Genomic DNA, 18,713 nt, shown 5'->3' on the forward strand with positions numbered 1-18,713 from the left:
AGCTCTACCGAAAGGGCCACGGCCTGACAGTCCCCTTCCTACCGGCAAAGGCGATCCAGCTTGCGTTTGGCCTCTTCTCCCCAACCGGCGGTGCTGTCGGCGACCCGGCCTTCCTCGTCCACCAGGATCGAGAACGGGACGAACATCTCGTCTCCCGCGAAGATCTTCTTCAGATCCTCCTGTTCCAGCAGGTAGACCGGATAGGACACGCCCAAGTCTCGGGCATATGATTCCACGTCTGAGAGGGGAACCCCCTGGTCGAGACTGAGACCGATCACCTGGATGCCGTTCTCTTCCAGCTTGGCCTTGGCCGCTTCCAACTCAGGCATCTCCCGCCGGCACGGCCCGCACCAGGTGGCCCAGAGATTCACCAGGTACGACGTTCCCTTCTCCAGCGGAAGCGAGACCTCCTCTCCCTCCGGAAGCGTCTTCAGCGCCAGCTCGGGCATGGGCAGGCCCCGTTTGATCTCCAGCTTGCTCCAGAGGACCTGTTCCTCCTCCAGGGGATCCGGCAAAGCGGCCGACGGCAGGGACAGGGCCTGGTAGTCCGGTTCCTCCTCCACCAGCTTCAAGGAGGTGCCGGAGGGAATGGGACCGACCCGCTGGCGAACACCGGAGGGCCAGGTAACTTCCATCCATTCCGCCTCCTTGGTCTCCCCCAGTCCGAACAGGAGCCGCCGGTCGGGCTGAGCCATGAAACCGCTTCCCCCCGAGAGGATCCGGGTCTGGACCCCCAGGGGAGTCTTCACCCGGACCTGGGCGCCGAATGCGTCCTTGCCGCTCTTCGTCCCCTCCAGCTCGACGCGAATGAAGCCCTTGTCCTGGCCCACGTTGTTGCGGAACAGGAGATGACCTTCGCCCTGGATGGTGGTGAGAAAGATGTCCAGGTCGCCGTCGTTGTCCAGGTCGACGGGAACTGCCGAGCGTCCGTCGGAGATGGAGTCGATGCCCGAGACGCCTGAAATGTCCTGAAACCGGGTGCCCTCCCGATTCAGGAAAAGGGCATCCCGTTCGAATCCGCTGAAGGACAGTCCCTCCTCGAAGAGCAGAGCCATATGGTTCGTCTGGTAGTCCTGGTTGCCGGCCTTCTCGTCGCCGACCGTGGACGCCACGACGTGGCGCCAGAAGAAGCTTCATGTGTCCTTCATGGACTTGCCGCTGATGAACCCGTTGGGAGAGTAGAGGTCCTCCCAGCCGTCGTTGTCGAAGTCCACGAAGACTCCGCCCCAGGCCCATCCGGCAACGAAGGGTCCGAACTTGCCGCTCACGTCCCGAAAGCCGCCCCCGTCCAACCCTTCGAACAGCGTATTTCCCGCCGCCAGCTTCTTGAGTCCGCTGCGGTCTCCCCGGCCCTGCGGGAACAGCCGGTCCAGGATCCGGTTCCCGGCCGTCGAGGACATGTTGGTGACGTAGAGGTCGATCCGCCCGTCGTTGTTGAAGTCGCCGAAGGAAACGCCCATTCCATTGCCGGGGTCCAGCAGCCCCATGCTCGCGGCCCGGTCCTCGAAGCGGTCTCCCAGGTTCACGTAGTAGCCGTTCTCGCCGAAGTCGTTGGCCACGTAGAGATCCAGCCGTCCGTCTCCGTTGATGTCGGCGAATTGGGCGGCATAGCTCCAGCGCTGGTCGCGGACACCCCACGCGGCCCCCGCTTCCCGGAAGCTTCCATTCCCTTGATTCAGGAAGAGCAGGTTCGGAGTCCCGTTGGAGGCGCGGTGCCAGGAGTCGGGCATGACCCGGCCGTAGCGGTTGTAGGAGGCAACGTAGACGTCGGTCCAGCCGTCCTTGTTCACGTCACCGGCGGTGGCGCTGAAACCGATGGCGTTCACCGCGATGCCGACCTCTTGCGAGATGTCGAAGAAGAGCAGTCTCCCGGAGGGCACAAGGCGGTTCTCGAACAGCATCTGCTCTCCCACCGAGGCCATGAAGACGTCCAGATCGCCGTCGTTGTCGTAGTCGAGGAGCAGCGGCGCCGTGCCCGGCGGGGTGATCGAGATCCCCGCCTTGTCGGCCACGTCCTGAAACTGGCCGCCCTGGTTCAGGTAGAGGTAGTTCCGGTTGATGCCCGTGACCACCAGATCCTGCAGCCCGTCCTGGTTCAGGTCTCCCGCAGCGGCGCCGTGATAGACGAAATCATCGTTTCCCGGTTCGCCATACCGGGGCAGCGAATTGGAAACTCCGGCCGGAATGCAGACCTCCGAGAAGAGGTCTGCCGACGCCCGCATGGTCCTGACTTCGTCCAACTGGAATTCGGAGATCTGCCAGTTTTCCTCCCCGGTCTTGACCGCGACCAGACGGCCCGTTCCCTTCACCCAGAATCGATGGCTCTTGCCGTCACGCCCGATCAGGAAGAACTTGAGGTCCCCCTTGCCCTCGACTTTCGCCCTCCGCTCGTTGAAGCGGGCCCCCTTGACCTGAAAACGGGCATCCTCGACGGATGAGAAGGACTCCAGGAACTTCTCCCAGCTCTTCACCAGTCCGGTCCGGGGCACCTTCTTCGGACGCTTGCGCGTGACGCGGGGCGCGGCAGTCGAGATCCATTTGAACTCCGAAGCCGGGACACCGGAAAGAGCCGGCCACGGCGTCACCCGGGACGGGGACTCGAAGAACTCGCCAATCCGTTTCAGGTCCCGTTCCCGGACCGTCACCGAGAATTCCAGGAGGGAGTTGGCCAGGGATTCGGAGAGTTCCTCGGTCTGTTCCAGTTCGGCTTTGTCCAGCTCGACTTCCCCCAGAACGGGGAGTAAGGCAAGAAGACCCAGCAGGAGAACAGCGGGGGGCCAACCCGGATGTCGGCGAGCCGAGGGGATCCCCCGTGCGGATTTTGGTGCTGAATGGAGCTTCAAGTCGAGCCTGCCTTTGCCGTGAAAGCCGCCATTATAGCCGAAATCCGAAGCCCGATTACGAGGTGGCAGTTACCGGTGTCGATTGGTTCCGGGCTATCCGATTGGAAGGTGGTACCATGCCCTTTTTCCCATGAGCCACTCCGTTCGCCGGCACCTGCATCTTGAAATCGACGAGTACGACGAGATCATCCGGCAGTTCATTCCCTGCTACGATCGAACGCTGGAGGAGGTTGCTCAGGCAGTCGACCTCTGCCACCCCAAGCGGGTGCTCGATCTGGGCGCCGGGACCGGGGCCCTCTCCGAGGCAATCTTGGAGAAGTGCGGAGACAGCGTCGTGGAGTTGATCGACGTCGACGACGAAATGTTGGCTCGCGCCCGGATGCGGCTGCAACGCTTCGGCGAACGGGTACGCCTGAGACGGCAGTCGTTTTACGACTCCCTTCCCCCTTGCGACGCCGTTGTCGCCTCGTTGGCGTTGCATCACGTGCCGGACCTGGACGCCAAGGCCCGACTCTTCGGACGCATCCATGACGCGTTGGCTCCGGGCGGCGTCTTCGTCAACAGCGACGCGACCATGCCGGACGATGCCTCCCGCAGGGCTGCGGACTACGCGGTCTGGGCGGCGCACATGGTCTCGCGCGGAATCCCTAAAGAGCGCGCCTATCGGCACTTTGACGAATGGTCGGATGAAGATACGTATTTTCCGTTGGAATGCGAACTGGAGGCCATGACCCGCGCCGGATTTGACGCCCGATGCATTTGGAGTCAGATTCCGATTTCAGTGCTGGTCGGCCGGAAACGATGCGGCGGCTGAACCGTTCTCACCAGCGGTGGTTGTGCCGTCCCGAGGACCTTTCGATGACGAAATCATGGCCGGTTTTCCTGGTAACGATGCACATGACCGCGGTGTTGGTCCTGGGGACAGGCGGAATGGGTCCCCCGGAACGGTCCCGCGAGAAACCGATCCCGCTGGGAGGCCACCGGCAGCTCTTCGTCGACGACTTCCTCATCGACGAATCAACGGGCGTCGATCTGAGGTTGAACCAGCCGAGGAAGTATGCGGACAACCCGGTCCTGGCGAGAGTGCCGAAAGGCGAGGCGGCTTGGGAGGCGGGCATGCCGGTCGCCTTTTCCAGCGTCCTTTTCGATCCGGACGATGGACTCTTCAAACTCTGGTACAGCCTGCACGCCGGCAGCGGAGGGGACGAGCACGCGGTCCTCTGCTTCGCCAGGAGCGCCGACGGCATCCGGTGGGACAAGCCGAGGCTGGGAAAATTCAAGTACCGGGGAACGACGGAAAACAACATCGTCGTGCCTCACGGCGGCTTGGCCAGCGGGGTCTTCCTGGACCACCAGGAGGCGGACCCGTCCCGGCGCTTCAAGATGCTGCACATGCGGGAAGACTACAAGATCTACGCGTCCCATTCGGCGGACGGCCTGGACTGGATTCCGTACAACGACGGCAAGGCCGTTTTTTTCGAACCTCCCGGCCACGACAGCCAGATGATCGCCTACTGGGACGAAGCCCTCGGCCTCTACGTCGGGATCATCCGGGACCGCACCGGCAGGATCTCCCAGGTCCGGCCGCGCCTGGTGAGCGACCCGGAGGCTCGGGCCGGTTGGCGGCGGCACTGGGACCCGCGGAGGAACCGTGCTCCCGAGAACCACAGCATCCGCCGGGTGGGCCAGATCACGAGCCGCGATTTCGTTCACTGGAACGACTATCGGGTCATCGTAGGGCCGGACGCGGAAGATCCTCTCAATCGGGACCAGTTCTACAACATGGAGGTCATGACCTATGAGGGCCTCCGTATCGGCCTCGTCACGGTCTTCAGCTACGACCCCGACTACTGCCGGGGCGCGGTGCAGTTGACCTCCACCCGGGACGGACGAACCTGGGACCGCGCCGGAAATCGGGACGTGTTCCTGCCGCTCTCAAACCGGCCCGGCGATTTCGATTGGGGCGCGATCTACGCCTTGCAGGGTCCCTTCGTTCACGACGACGAAGTCCGGATCTACTACCACGGTGCCGGTTACGATCACAATGAAACCCTTCCTCCAGGGGTCGACGGATTCCCCAATGGCATCGGATTGGCGACGCTTCGGTTGGACGGGTTCGTATCGGTCCGAGCGGGCAAGCCGGGCGGAAGCCTGACCACCAGGAGCTTTACCTTCACCGGAGATGAACTGGTGGTCAACGCCGATGCCGGGAACGGCCGTCTCCTGGTGGAGGTCCTGGACCATGGGGGGAACCCCGTTCACGGCTACACCCGGGAGGACTGTGACCCCCTTCGGCAAGACGCTCTCCGCCAGAGGGTGAGCTGGAATGGTCGCTCCGCCGTCAGCTCCCTAGCCGGAGAGCCGATCCGGCTGCGTTTTCACCTCCAAGAGGCGAGCCTCTATTCGTTTGAGTTTCTGGTGGCGGACGCCACCGGCGGTTCGGCCGGCGGTGCAACGGACCCGGTAGCCCGCGACGCCTCAGGTTCCCCGGACGTCGGGAAACCTGAACACGGTCCGGGACTCGTAGGTTTCACCCGGTCTCAGGATCGTGGAGGGAAACTCGGGCCGGTTGGGTGAATCCGGATAGTGCTGGGTTTCCAGGCAGAAGCCGGAGCGGCGCTCGTAGACGCGTCCACCCTTGCCGGTCAGCGTCCCGTCCAGGAAGTTGCCGGTATAGAGCTGGACGCCGGGCTCGGTCGTGTGCACTTCCATGACGCGTCCCGTCATCGGCTCCCTGACTCTTGCCGCCGGCGACGGACCCTCGTCCTCCTGGTTCAAGACGAAATTGTGATCGTACCCGCCCCCGATTTGGATCTGCTCATAGGGAGAATTGATTCGCGCTCCGATGGGCATCTCGGCCCTGAAGTCGAAAGGGGTGCCTTCCACCGTCCGGATCTCGCCCGTGGGGATGAGTTCGGCATCGTTGGGAGTGAATGCCGCGGCGTTCAACTCCAGGATGTGCCGCAGCACGTTCCCCGTTCCCTGGCCCGCCAAGTTGAAGTAGGAGTGCTGGGTCAGGTTGATGGGCGTGGCCCGGTCCGTGGTGGCGCGATAGTCGCAGACCAGTTCGTTGTCCTCCGTCAGGGTGTAGGTCACCTGGACGTCCAGCTTGCCGGGGTACCCTTCCTCTCCGTCCGCACTGGTGTACTCAAGGACGATGCCGACACCGTTTTCGTCCTCGACCGGCCGGTCCTGCCAGACCACCTTGTCGAATCCCTTGATGCCGCCGTGGATGTGGTTGTCCCCGTTGTTCCGGGCCAATTCGTACTCGACTCCGTCCAGCGTGAATCGGCCGTTGGATATGCGGTTGGCGTAGCGTCCCACCAAGGTGCCGAAGTATGGATGCTTGGCGAGATAGCCTTCCAATGAGTCGAATCCCAGGACGATGTCGTCGAAGTTGCCGTCCCGGTCGGGGGTTCGGAGGGAGACGATGATGCCGCCGTAAGTGATGATCCGGACTTCGATGCCGGCGGAATTCGTCAAGGTGTAGATCCGGACGCTCTCGCCGTCGGGAGTGGTCCCGAAGTCGGCGGAAGACAAGCTCGGGGAAAAAAGGCGTTCGGGCTCCATGGTTTCCTTCGATTCGTCGGGAGGCGGGCCACAGGAAAGGGTCCCGGCAAGGACCATCAGAGAGACAACACCCGCGACCACCGAGCAGGATCCGCTCTTGATGGCATCCATCTTTCCCTCCCCGCGAGTCCGCGAAAAAGCCGTTCCCATAGGGTTTGACTACACAGCATCGAGACCCTATCCGAACACCGGCGGCAGCGCAAACCGGCGCTGCCGGGATCTCGTGCAAGTTGTTGATCCAACGTCGGCAAAGTGCGTCGAAGACAGAAAGATATGCTATCGTTTGGGCGCGGGTACGAAACGTGCTGATTCCCTGTACCATCGCGATTCCGAACCTCAGGCTCCGCCTCTTGGCGATTCTGTTTCTGGTGCCGTTCCTGGTCCTCGCCAATGGCCGCTCCCTCCTGTCGGCGCCATCCGGCGCCCAGAGCGACCGCGAGGCCATGGAGTTCTTCGAGACCAAGGTCCGCCCTCTCCTGGTCGAAAACTGCTACTCCTGCCATGGCGACAATCAGCAGCTCTCCTCGCTCAGAGTCGATTCCCGCGAAGCCCTCATGAAGGGTGGTCTTCGAGGGTCCGCTCTGGTTCCCGGTGATCCGGACCGGAGCCTGATCATCCAGGCCGTCCGGCATCAGGAGCTGAAGATGCCCCTGGGCCGCATGCTCGCCGACGCCGAGATCGGTCACTTGGAGAGCTGGGTCCGGATGGGAGCGCCGTGGTCCGCGGTTCCCGACGTGACCAACGAACCCGATTTTTACGCCCGCCTGATCCGGGAGCACTGGGCCTTCCAGCCGGTTGCCGATCCCGATCCTCCGCAGGTGGATCATCGGAGCTGGTCCGGAACACCGGTCGATCGCTTTCTGCTGGCGGCGCTCCGCAAGGAGGGACTGGAGCCGGCGGAGCGGGCCGATATCCGTACCCTGGCCCGGCGCCTCAGTTTCTCGGTCGTGGGACTGCCGCCGGATCCGGCCAGCGTGGAGGAGCTGCTCCGGGACCGGTCCGGGCAGGCCTACGCCAACTTCGTGGACCGTCTCGTGGATTCTCCCCATTTCGGGGAGCATTGGGCGCGTCACTGGATGGACGTGGTGCGTTTCGCCGAGACCTACGGATACGAGTGGAACTACATCGTCAAGGGAGCCTGGCGCTACCGCGACTACCTGATCCGCGCCTTCAACCAGGACGTCCCCTACGATCAACTGGTAAGGGAACATGTCGCCGGCGACCTGCTGGAAGACCCCCGGATCAACGTCCCGCTGGGAATCAACGAATCCGCCACCGGTTCGGCATTCCTCCTCATGGGTGAGATGGGGCACGACGACTGCATCGAGTTCCGCGAAATACGCACCGATGTCGTGGACGACCAGATCGACACCCTCACCCGGGCCTTCCAGGGACTCTCCGTGGCCTGTGCGCGCTGTCACGACCACAAACTGGATCCCATTCCCATCGAGGACTACTACGCACTGTACGGGATCCTGAACAGTGCCCGTCCGGTCACCAGCACGCTGGACACGGGTGGTTCCCAGTCTCCGCTGATGCAGCGCCTGCGGGCCCTGAAGCCGCAGATTCGGTCGGAGCTGGCTGCCGCCTGGTTGAAGCAGGTCGAGGAGATGCCGGCCTATCTCCTGGCGGCGCAGGCCCCGGTCGATCCGGCGTCGGCGGATACCACCACTGATCTCCAGCCCCAACGCCTGGAAAGATGGATCCAGGCGCTCCAGAAGGAGAGCGTCGATCCGGAGAGCTTTCTCTATCCCTGGTCGACGGTCACCTGCGAAGGGGGTCTGGCGCCGGAACGGTTTCAGGAACTATGGCAAAAGGTTGCGCCGAAGCACTTGAAAGAGATCCGCGACCGCCAGGCCTATAACACGGAGAACTTCACTTCCCTGTCTCTGAGCGACTGGTACCCCGAGGGGGTGGGATTGCTTGAAGGCCGATCGGAGAACGGCGAATTCGTCCTGGCCCCGGAAGGACAGGAGGCGGTCAACGGAGTCTATCCGGCCGGGATCTATACCCACGCCCTTTCGGAACGGCTGAACGGGGCGCTTCGCTCTCCCTATCTGCCCAAGGAAAAGAAGTTTCTCAGCCTCCAGGTCATGGGTGGAATGCTCGGCGGGCGCCGGGCGGTGGTGGACAACTGCATGCTGGGCGAGGGCGTCGAAGTCTTCGACAGCACGGACTTGAACTGGCAGAAGATCTCGACTCTTCAGGACAAGGAGCGGTTTCCCGTCTATGTCGAGCTGGTCACCAAGACCAGCAACCCCCGGCTCCCGGACCGGCCCAAGAGGATCAAGGGATTCACCGAGGAGAAGATGGCGGCGCCCGGATCCTATTTCGGCATTGCCCGGGCCATGTTCCACGACGTGGAGGATCCTCCCCGCAAGGATCTTTCCCATCTGTTGCCCTTGTTTCGGGACCCGGCTCCCAAAGATCCCACGGAAGCCGCCCGGCGCTACGCGGAGCGAAGCCGTGAGGCTATGGAGGCCTGGTCCCGGGGAACACCCGACGAAAACGACGTCCGCTGGATCCATTGGCTCGTCACGAACCACCTGGTGGACAATTCCGTCGATCTCACTCCCAGACTCTCGCAACTGATTGCCGAGTACCGAGGCATCGAATCCGGCATTTCTCAACCCCAGACCATCAACTCGTTGCTGGACATGGGTTCGGGGCGGGACTATTCCCTGCTGAAAAGTGGTGACGCCGAGAATCCGGGGGACCCCGTACCGCGCCGCTACCTGACCGCGCTCACCGGGGGACGGACCCTCGAATCCAATGGAAGCGGCCGGCAGGAGCTGGCGGAACTCATTGCCTCTCCCCGGAACCCCCTCACCGCACGGGTCATGGTCAACCGGGTCTGGAACTACCTTTTCGGACGAGGCCTGGTAGCCACAATCAACGACTTCGGCAACTTCGGGGAGCGTCCCTCCCACGCCCAGCTACTCGACCATCTGGCGAACCGGTTCATCGCCGACGGCTGGTCCCTGAAACGGCTGGTCCGGCGGCTGGTCCTTACCCAGGCTTTCCAACAGTCGAGCCGGACGTCCGAGGCAGCCTCGCGGATCGACCCTGAGAACCGGCTTCTGCACCATTACCCGGTCAGGCGCCTTGAGGCCGAGGCCATACGTGACTCTATTCTGGCCACTTCGGGCCGTTTCGATCCCTTGCGCTACGGTCCCAGTATCGAACCCTATCGGCTGAAGACGAAGGAGTACCGGAAGCTCCACGCCGGTCCACTGGACGGGCACGGGCGCCGGAGCGTTTACCTGCGGGTCACCCGCATGGAGGGCCCCCGGTTTCTGGAACTCTTCGATTTTCCCGTCCCCTCCGTCTCCAGAGGGCGTCGGGACGTGACGAACGTGCCCTCCCAGGCTCTCGCCATGCTCAATGATCCCTTTGTGATCCAACAGGCGGATTTTTGGGCCGACAGGATTCTGGAACACGAAGGGGGGACGCTGGAGGAACGCTTGGAACGAATGTTTGTCAAGGCGTTCTCCCGGCCCCCGAGTGCCGAAGAGGTGGCCCGTTTCGTAGAGCTGGCCCGGAAGCTGGGACGCTTGTATCAGGTTCCGCAAGAGCATATCCTGGCCAGCAAAGTGATTTGGAAGGACGTGGCCCACAGTCTCTTCAACACGAAAGAGTTCATCTACCTGAGGTAATGCCATGACCCAGCAAAACAAGGAACAAGGCCTTTGTCCGGGTTGCCTCGGCGCTCCGCTGACACGGCGCCAGATGCTGTCGTTGAGCGCCAACGGGTTCGGACTGACCGCCCTGTCCGCTCTTATGGCTGAAGACGCCTACGCTGGTCTGGTCCCGACTCCACCGACCCATTTCGAGCCCAAGGTCAAGAACGTCATCCTCTGTTTCATGCCCGGCGGTGTCTCGCAGATGGACACCTTCGATCCCAAACCCAAGCTGAGCGAGTTGCACGGCAAGCCCTCCGGTGACGGGATCCGGACCTATCAGGGTTGTCACTGGACCTTCAGGAAATACGGGAAATCGGGGATCCCCGTGAGTGAGCTCTTTCCTCACATCGCCACCTGCGTGGATGATCTGGCCATTGTTCGCTCCATGGTCTCCAACTTCCCGCTGCACCCGCGCGGCAACATCCTTTTCCACACCGGCCGCAACGTCGGCGGTTACCCGAGTCTGGGATCCTGGATCACCTACGCGCTGGGGAGCGAGAACAAGAACCTGCCCGGATACGTCCTTCTCCACCCTGAAGCCACGTCGATCCCGCCGGGAGGATTGGAGAACTTCTCCAACGGCTTCCTCCCCGCAACCCACCAGGCGTTGCCTGTGAAGGCGGAGGGGACACCCATCGAGAACCTGGTCCCCGCCGACGAGGGCGCCATCCAGAACACCAAGTTGTCGGTGTTGCTGGACCAGGATCGGGATTTTCTGGCCGAGGCCGGCAGAAACGACGCCGTCGAGTCGGCCATCCGAAACTACGAAATGGCCTACCGGATGCAGTCCCTCGTCCCTGATGTGCTGGACCTGTCTCGCGAAACGGAAGCTACAAAGCGGCTCTACGGCCTGGACACCTCCAACAAGGACCAGCGGAACTATGCCCTGCAATGCCTCCGGGCGCGGCGGCTGATCGAGTCGGGCGTCCGTTTCGTGGAGGTGACGCCGCCCGTCCTTTTCGGCGCCACCAACGGCACGTGGGACCAGCACACCAACCTGAAGAAAGGACATGAGGGGAACGCCCTGGTGGCGGATCAGTCTGTGGCCGCCCTGATCAAGGACCTCAAGTCCAGAGGAATGTTGGATGAGACGCTGGTCATCTGGGGCACCGAGTTCGGCCGCACGGTGGACACCGGAACCAACGGAGACGGCCGCGACCATCTGGAGACGGCCTTCACCATCTGGATGGCCGGCGGTGGGGTCAAGGGGGGGACCGTGTATGGCCGGACCGACGACATCGGCAAGACCGTGGTGGAAAACAAGACCACCGTCCACGACCTGCACGCCACCATCCTGCATCTGCTGGGACTGGACCACGAGCGCCTGGTCTATCGTTTCGGGGGCCGCGACGAGAGTCTGACCGACGTCCACGGCCGCGTGGTCCACGAAATTCTGGCCTGATATCGGGGCTGGCCGGTTGGCCGTCATCCAACTTCACCCATGCCCCGTCACCGCCCCCTGCTGGCAGACAACATCCTCGAACTGATCGGCAACACGCCGCTGGTGCGGGTCCAGCGCCTGACTCGTCCCGGGTCCGCCGAGCTCCTGTTGAAACTGGAGTCCCTGAACCCCTCCTTCAGCGTCAAGGACCGGATCGCCTACGCCATGCTGAAGCAGGCGCAGGACGAAGGCAGGATCCAACCCGGAAAGACCGTCATCGTCGAGCCCACCAGCGGCAACACGGGGATCGGCCTGGCCATGGCCTCGGCCGTAATGGGGTACCGCCTGATCCTGACCATGCCCGACACCATGTCCATGGAACGCAGGCGCGTCCTTCAGGCCATGGGCGCCGAACTGGTCCTGACCCCCGAGGTCCGGGGGATGACCGCCGCCATCGAAAAGGCGGAAGAACTGGTGAGCCGGCTCCCCGACGCCTACATGCCGCAACAGTTCAACAACCCGGCCAATCCCCGGGTTCACCGTCACACGACGGCCCTGGAGATCCTGGAGGCGACGGACGGGAGGTTGGATGCGTTCGTTGCGGGCGTGGGAACGGGGGGCACCATCACGGGAGTCGGTGAGATCCTGAAACGGGAATTGCGCGACGTCCTGATCGTTGCAGTGGAACCCGCCGATTCACCGGTGCTTGCGGGCGGAGAGCCGGGTCCCCACGAGATCCAGGGGATCGGAGCCGGATTCGTCCCGTCGGTCCTGAATCGCAACGTCATCGACGAGATCATCCACGTCGATTTCGAGGACGCCCGCCTTGTCACCCGGGACATGGCCCGCAAAGAGGGCATCTTCGCGGGCATCTCATCGGGGTCCAACTGCTGGGCCGCGCTCCAGGTCGCGCGTAGGCTGGGGACGGGCGCCCGCGTCGTCGCCATGGTCTGCGACCTGGGCGAACGCTACCTGAGCCACCCGGTCTATTCGGAATAGGCAAGATTCCCAAAAGCCTCTGTGCGAGGCGGCAACACAACGAATTCCAACGCGTCCATTCCCTCCAGAAACCGGTGAAGACAGGCTTACCAGATCGGATCACTGCCAAAGGTTCGTGGTTTCATCGGGTTTTCTGTTCGGGATATTCACGGCTCGCCGTTGCGGATGGCACCCTTCGTTTGCACGGTTCTCGGACGCGCACGGAAGTCGAGATCAACCTCAGCCGTATCGATCGTATTGCGAAAGTCTCGGGATGGTTTGGTCGTTGCCGACTCAGGATACGCCCGAAATCCAAAAAGCCCTTTTCGATTCGTGGGCTGGATTCGATTTCCGCAGACCGAGTCGTTGAGGCCGTTCGATTCGTAGCAGCTCAGCGGGCTTTGGAACTGGCCCCGAGACTGTTGGAATTCGACCAGCGAATTCAGGCAAATTTGCGTGGCCGGGAATATTTTCGCTGCTCTTCCGCGGATGCGCTTCGTGCTCAGATCGAAACTTTGGTGCAGGACGGCAACCTGGAACTCGTCCGCATCCATTTGCCGATACCCGCAATAAATGCCTTGGTTCGCCTCCGTGAGTTCAGGTGCCGAGAACAATTGGAAACGGCTCGCGAGCGAGGGAATTCCAGGTTCGTCAGGGCGCAAGCAGGAGCTGTTCGCACCGCGTCCTCCGGCGTTTTAGATCACACGCTTACGGACGAACAGGCACACGCAATTGCCACGGACGAGGACGTTACTCTCGTATTGGCCGGCGCCGGAACCGGAAAGACTGCGGTAATCACCGGCAAAATCGCCTATCTCGTCCGCCACCAAGAAATTGACCCTAAAGAAATCCTTGTATTGGCCTTCAACACGAAGGCTGCAGACGAGATCCGGAACCGCCTGCCAAGGGACCTCCAAGGCGCAACCGTCCGCACGTTCCATTCCTTCGGGATGCGTACTCTGGGAGCGGCACGAGGCAGGAAGCCTCAGATTTCGACTCTTGCCGACGACCCCGCAAAAATGGCTCAGGCCATAGACGAGATTCTTGAAGAGTTGCTTACGTCGAAGCAGCATAAAGAGCAGGTGGCGGAACTCCTGACCCTGCATAGAAACCCCTACAGGTCCCCGTTCGATTTCAAGACAGCTAGTGACTATTTCTCGTACGTGCGCCTTTGCGAGCTTCGAACCTTAAGTGGAGATCTGGTCAAGAGTTTCGAAGAGGTCCAGATTGCCAACTTCCTCTCCATGAATGGCATCAAGTTCCAGTATGAAAAACCTTACCCCGTAAACACGGCCGACAAACGGCACCGGCAATACATGCCCGACTTCTACCTCCCCGACCACAAGATTTACATTGAGCACTTCGCGCTCAACGAGGAAGGTGACGCTCCGACGTTCTTCCGCAACTATCAGGACGGTGTCTATTGGAAACGGTGCATTCACAGACGCTATGGCACCAAGTTGATTGAAACGTATAGTTGGCAGGCCCGCCGTGGAATTCTCCTCCGGGAACTTGAAAAACTTCTTGAACACAGCAGTGTAGACTTCCGCCCGGTTTCCATCGACCGCCTGCTTGAAGACCTCAGATCGATCCTGGAGTCATGGCTGTCCAGATTGATCCTTTCGTTTCTCAAGCACGTCAAGACGAGCATTCTGTCAGCGGACGATCTGACCCGCCGCGCAAAGAAATCACCCGACAAGTTTCGGAGTTCAGCTTTTCTGAAAGTTTTCGAAGCCGTGCGGGTGCGTTATGAGAAGAGGCTCGCGAAAGAAGGCGCAGTCGACTTCGAAGACCTGATCAACGAGGCCGCCCGGCATATTCGCGATCCTCGTTCTTTTGCGCAGTATCGCTATATCCTCGTCGACGAGTTTCAAGACATTTCCGCCAGCCGAATGGCGCTGCTGACAGCCCTCAATACACCCGAAACCGCTTATTTTCTGGTTGGTGACGATTGGCAATCAATCTACCGTTTTGCAGGCAGCGACGTGAGCCTCGTTCGTGGCTGTGGAGAGTACCTTGGCCACGTCCGTGAACATTGTCTGAGCACGACCTTCAGATACGGCAGTCGCGTCGCCGATCCCACGTCGGAATTTGTGCAGCGGAACCCCGAACAAACCCAGAGAAGCCTTCGTGCCCACAGCGATGAACTCGATATGGGTATCACGGTGGTTGCATCCAAGGAACCATCTCAGGGGGTCGAGCGCGCACTCGATGACATCCTGGAACAGGTACGAACTCGGGACCAAAGTAGTCCAGGACACGACAAGAATGATTCGTCCGTACTGGCACTCGGTCGTTATAAAAATAGTGTGAATGCCGTAAGAGAGGCAGCCAAGTCCAGACGCATGGGCGTCGACTTCAGCACGGTCCACAGTGCGAAGGGGCGCGAAGCCGATTTTTCTCTCGTACTCGACCTTAAGGACGACAGGATGGGTTTCCCTTCACAAATCGACGACGATCCTTTACTCAATCTCGCCTTACCCCCAATGCGAGAGCATCCCTTCCCCCACGCGGAAGAACGCCGCTTGTTTTACGTTGCGGCAACCCGGGCCAAGCGAGCGGTCTACTTGATAGCGGATCAGATCCACACTTCAAGTTTCGTTCGGGAACTGGTCCAGGACTACGAGGGTATTCGTCGAATTGGTGATCCGGCGCAATCCTCAGCACCAGACTGCCCTCGCTGTGGAGGGTATCTCGTCGAATCAAGGACTGGGAGGACTCTTCGTTGCGTCAACAACCCGATGTGCAAGCATCAGGCACCCCGGTGCGAAACCTGTAAACAGGGATATTCTCTATCCGACGGGCAAAGAACAAAGTGCTCCAATCGCCGTTGCGAGTCCTCTCCGAGGGCTTGTCCCAGTTGTAAATACGGGATTCTTGTTTTGCGAAGTGGTCCGTATGGGCAGTTCCTGGGATGTAGCGGGTACTGGGATGAACCACCATGTACCTATAAGCAAAGGCTGCCGCCGGATCGTTTTCTTGGGAAGTGATCGAATCAGGACTGCACGGACATCGTTGCCGAACGACCATCAGCACGATGAGAATGCTGCTTGTCGAAGCGACGTGAGGTCAATTGCGACTCTCTGCTTCTCGAGTCTCCAGCCTGGACAGGACCCGCTTCCGAACCCAGGCCGGGTCCCACCACTCGATGGGGTTCACCTGGGTCCCGTGCAGGACCATGGTGAAGTGCAGGTGATCTCCACCCGCCAAGCCGGTCTGACCGGTCCGTCCCAAGGATTGCCCCTTCCGAACCTCTTCTCCCACCTTCACATCGAAGCGGCTCAGGTGGGCATACAGCGACTGCAGGCCCAGACCATGGTCCACGACCACGGTATTGCCGTAGATCCCCAGATAGTCGGCAAAGATGACGACGCCGTCGTTGGAGCACTCCACCGGGGCCTGAGCCAGTGAGGCCAGATCGAAGCCCAGGTGGGTCTGCTCGTCCACCTTCTTTCCCCGGTAGATGTAGGAGCGGAAATCCGCAAAGGACGATTCGACCTGCGAGTTGCTCAACTGCAGAAACTCTTCGGTCCAGAGGGGGGCTGCGGCGCTCTGGGCAGCCAATTCGGCAATCTGCCGGTTGTTGATCCGGCGCAACGATCCATTCACCTCCAGGTACGTCTCCAAGAGATCGGAGGTGCCCCGGACATGGTCGCTGCGCTCTACGATGGACGGCAGAACCCGCTCCATGAAGCGGTCGGAAATATTTATGTTTCGTTTTCGGAATCGTCCCGGAAACACCTTCTTCCAAAAGTTCTCCCGGCCCCGGTTGCCGGCTGGATCCTGGGCCCATACCGTCATGGCGGTGTCTCTGTCCTGGTCGTGTCCCAGAGCGAAAAGACAGATGTAGAAGCCTTCTTCCCGGGAGGGAACGGGGTATCCTGCGTAGATCCGGTCACCCACCTGGATTCCGCTGGAGTCGACCGGTTCGGACACCCTGTAGCGGACGGCCGCGGACCCGCCCTGCCGGATGTAGTGCTGGTTGGAGAGAACCTCGATTCGCGGAGGCGTCCGGTCCAGGCGGAAGGTCTCCTCCTCAACCGTTTCCCGAGACCAGAGCCCCAAGCTCGCGTGGTCCTGAACCTGCACCTCCAGCGTGAATGAACCTTCTTTCAGGTCTTCATGCGGCGCCATATCGGACGGGCGCACCTCAAGCCGCCGCTTGAGAGTCCCGTCCGTCCAGAGGAATCCCGCCTCGTCGAAACTCTCTTCGTGCACCACGACTTCACTTCCCTGCTGCCGGAAGAGGAGCCGAAGCGACTTGAGCCCCCGGCCTTGATCTCTGGCCTCCACCTGGATCTCCGTCTTGGGACCGACGGTTCCGGCCGGATCGATCCAAACAACTTCGGGAGGCGACGAGTCCCAAGTGGCGAGGGCCCAACCGGCCACGAAAGCCACCAGCAGAATCAATATCACCGCCAACGGTTTCATTCCCGAATCCTCGCGGCCGTCATCCCGTAGAAGCCTTACAGAAACCCCCTTGCGGGTCAACGCCATCGGGCCCGATTGCGGCCCGGCGGGTCCAATTGACAGCGTCCGACCCCCCGACTAAACTCCCCGCCATGAGTGTTCAGGAGCGATCAGGATTGAAGATTTCACAGCGCCTCATGCAGCTTCAGGAGTCGGCGACCATCGCGGTCAGCAACCGGGCAGCCGAGTTGCGCCGGGCGGGAGTCGACGTGGTGAGTCTGGGAGCCGGGGAACCCGATTTTCCCACTCCCGCTCACATTCGGAAACACGCGCTGGACTGCATTGAAGCGGGAGAGACCAAGTACGCGAAACCTGCGTCGGGAGTTCCCGAGGCCAAAGCGGCCGCGGTCGAGAAACTGCGCCGGGAGAACTCGCTGGAATATTCTCCCTCCCAGATTCTGGTCACCGTGGGCGGAAAGGAGGGCCTCTGGCTCGCCTTCGCCACTCTCCTGGATCCTGGAGACGAGGTGATCATCCCCGCGCCCTACTGGGTTTCGTATCCGGAGCAGGTGAAGATCGCCGGCGGCGTGCCGGTCTTCGTGAGCGCGACGGTGGATGCGGACTTCAAGATCACGCCCCAACAGCTTCGGGACGCGCTGACGCCTCGAACCGCGGCGGTCATCTTCAACTCTCCCAGCAATCCCAGCGGGACCGTCTACAGTCCGGAGGAGACGGACGCTTTGGCCGAGGTCCTGGCCGACCGGGACGACGTGGCGGTGATCAGCGACGAGATATACGACCGGCTCCTCTACGGCGGCCGGACCTACAAGAGTTTCGCGGCCACGTCCGCTCACGCCTATGAGCGGACCTTGACCTTCAACTCCATGTCCAAGACCTATTCCATGACCGGATGGCGGATCGGCTACGTAGCGGGGCCCCAGGACCTGATCCGCAACCTGGGCAAGCTCCAGTCCCAGACCACCAGCGGCGCGGCGACGTTCACCATGCACGCCATGGCTGCGGCCCTCACCGGCGATCAGGAATGCGTCGAAGAGATGCGCTCAGAGTTCGAACGGCGTTCCAAGGTCCTGCACGCCCGGCTCAATGCCATTCCCGGAGTGGTCTGTCCCGAACCGGCCGGGGCCTTCTACGTGTTTCCGGACGTTTCGGCGACCTATTCCCGCCTTGGGGTTTCCGGTTCGGTCGAGTGGACCACGCGCCTGTTGGGGGAGGCGCATCTGGCCGTGGTGCCCGGCGCCGCTTTCGGGTTGGACAGTTGCGTGCGGCTCAGTTTCGCCACGGGCATGGACGTGATCGAGGAGGGCCTGGACCGATTGGAGCGGTTCCTCGACTGAACAGCGCCGGACTCTCCGGAACGATCCCCTGGACGTGGAGCTCAGCCGTCCCAGTCCTCGTCCGCCGGAAACACCGACACCGCCTGCTCCACCAGCGCCTCGCCGTCGAACCAGTTGCGGGTCGTGTGCTTCCAGCGCAGAAAGTGGGGAGCCTGGCGGTGAGCTTCCAGGGCCGCCTCGTCCCGATAGACTTCATAGAGAAAGATCCGGTTCGGGTCGTCCGGATCCTCCAGCACGTCGAATCTCAGGCAACCCGGCTCGTCCTGGACCGAGTGAAGGGCATCGTCTAGCATGGCTTCCATGAAAGCCTCCCGATGCGGAGGCTGAATCCGGATCGTGACCAGAAGAGCGATCATTTCATGGTCTCCTTTTCCCCGATTCTCGAGGCTGTAGTTAACTCCTAGTGTAGTGTCCCGTTAGTTCCTGTATTATGATGGCCAGTTCCTCAACCGGAAAGGAGACTGCCATGCCACGCGGACGCCCACTTCCCCCT

At 61.6% G+C, this 18,713-nt stretch carries 12 protein-coding genes; 7 read left to right on the top strand and 5 right to left on the bottom strand.

Annotated elements, in window-relative coordinates; translation table 11 throughout:
- Positions 1 to 38: 38 nt before the first annotated feature.
- On the bottom strand, positions 39 to 1,112 hold the full coding sequence (locus tag OXT71_21420; protein ID MDE2928954.1) for an ASPIC/UnbV domain-containing protein: 1,074 nt from the start codon (positions 1,110 to 1,112) through the stop codon (positions 39 to 41).
- Positions 1,113 to 1,133: 21 nt separating this feature from the next.
- Positions 1,134 to 2,843 carry a VCBS repeat-containing protein gene (locus OXT71_21425; GenBank protein MDE2928955.1) on the bottom strand — a complete coding sequence of 570 codons (1,710 nt, stop codon included), beginning with the start codon at positions 2,841 to 2,843 and terminating at the stop codon, positions 1,134 to 1,136.
- A gap of 130 nt (positions 2,844 to 2,973) precedes the next feature.
- Between OXT71_21425 and OXT71_21430 the strand changes: the two genes are divergently transcribed.
- Both OXT71_21430 and OXT71_21435 read left to right on the top strand, forming a co-directional pair.
- Positions 2,974 to 3,657 (top strand): methyltransferase domain-containing protein, encoded by a 684-nt coding sequence (locus tag OXT71_21430; GenBank protein ID MDE2928956.1) that lies wholly within the window; start codon positions 2,974 to 2,976, stop codon positions 3,655 to 3,657.
- 44 nt (positions 3,658 to 3,701) lie between these two features.
- Positions 3,702 to 5,420 carry a hypothetical protein gene (locus OXT71_21435; GenBank protein ID MDE2928957.1) on the top strand — a complete coding sequence of 573 codons (1,719 nt, stop codon included), beginning with the start codon at positions 3,702 to 3,704 and terminating at the stop codon, positions 5,418 to 5,420.
- Here OXT71_21435 and OXT71_21440 read toward each other — a convergent pair.
- On the bottom strand, positions 5,322 to 6,524 hold the full coding sequence (locus OXT71_21440) for a galactose mutarotase (GenBank protein ID MDE2928958.1): 1,203 nt from the start codon (positions 6,522 to 6,524) through the stop codon (positions 5,322 to 5,324). The two genes, OXT71_21435 and OXT71_21440, sit on opposite strands and share 99 nt — an antisense overlap.
- 191 nt (positions 6,525 to 6,715) lie before the next feature.
- On the opposite strand from OXT71_21440, the gene OXT71_21445 reads away from it, so the two are divergent.
- The 4 genes from OXT71_21445 (at position 6,716) to OXT71_21460 (ending at position 15,445) form a co-directional block, all read left to right on the top strand.
- Positions 6,716 to 10,069, top strand: a complete 3,354-nt coding sequence (locus tag OXT71_21445) for a PSD1 and planctomycete cytochrome C domain-containing protein (GenBank protein ID MDE2928959.1) — start codon at positions 6,716 to 6,718, stop codon at positions 10,067 to 10,069.
- A gap of 4 nt (positions 10,070 to 10,073) precedes the next feature.
- Complete coding sequence (locus tag OXT71_21450) at positions 10,074 to 11,498, top strand: DUF1501 domain-containing protein (protein MDE2928960.1); 1,425 nt, start codon at positions 10,074 to 10,076, stop codon at positions 11,496 to 11,498.
- Between the two features lie 39 nt (positions 11,499 to 11,537).
- Positions 11,538 to 12,476 carry a cysteine synthase A gene (gene cysK, locus OXT71_21455; GenBank protein MDE2928961.1) on the top strand — a complete coding sequence of 313 codons (939 nt, stop codon included), beginning with the start codon at positions 11,538 to 11,540 and terminating at the stop codon, positions 12,474 to 12,476.
- Positions 12,477 to 12,877: 401 nt separating this feature from the next.
- Positions 12,878 to 15,445, top strand: coding sequence for a UvrD-helicase domain-containing protein (locus tag OXT71_21460; GenBank protein ID MDE2928962.1), 2,568 nt, complete (start codon positions 12,878 to 12,880; stop codon positions 15,443 to 15,445).
- Between the two features lie 79 nt (positions 15,446 to 15,524).
- Here the strand turns inward: OXT71_21460 and OXT71_21465 are convergent, their stop codons facing one another.
- Positions 15,525 to 16,886, bottom strand: a complete 1,362-nt coding sequence (locus OXT71_21465; GenBank protein ID MDE2928963.1) for a M23 family metallopeptidase — start codon at positions 16,884 to 16,886, stop codon at positions 15,525 to 15,527.
- A 155-nt stretch (positions 16,887 to 17,041) separates the two neighbouring features.
- Between OXT71_21465 and OXT71_21470 the strand changes: the two genes are divergently transcribed.
- A complete protein-coding gene (locus OXT71_21470; GenBank protein ID MDE2928964.1) occupies positions 17,042 to 18,220 on the top strand; it encodes a pyridoxal phosphate-dependent aminotransferase in 1,179 nt (392 codons plus the stop codon).
- A 41-nt stretch (positions 18,221 to 18,261) separates the two neighbouring features.
- Here the strand turns inward: OXT71_21470 and OXT71_21475 are convergent, their stop codons facing one another.
- A complete protein-coding gene (locus OXT71_21475; protein MDE2928965.1) occupies positions 18,262 to 18,576 on the bottom strand; it encodes a putative quinol monooxygenase in 315 nt (104 codons plus the stop codon).
- Positions 18,577 to 18,713: the final 137 nt, after the last annotated feature.

Source organism: Acidobacteriota bacterium, from assembly GCA_028874215.1.
GTDB lineage: Bacteria > Acidobacteriota > UBA6911 > RPQK01 > JAJDTT01 > JAJDTT01.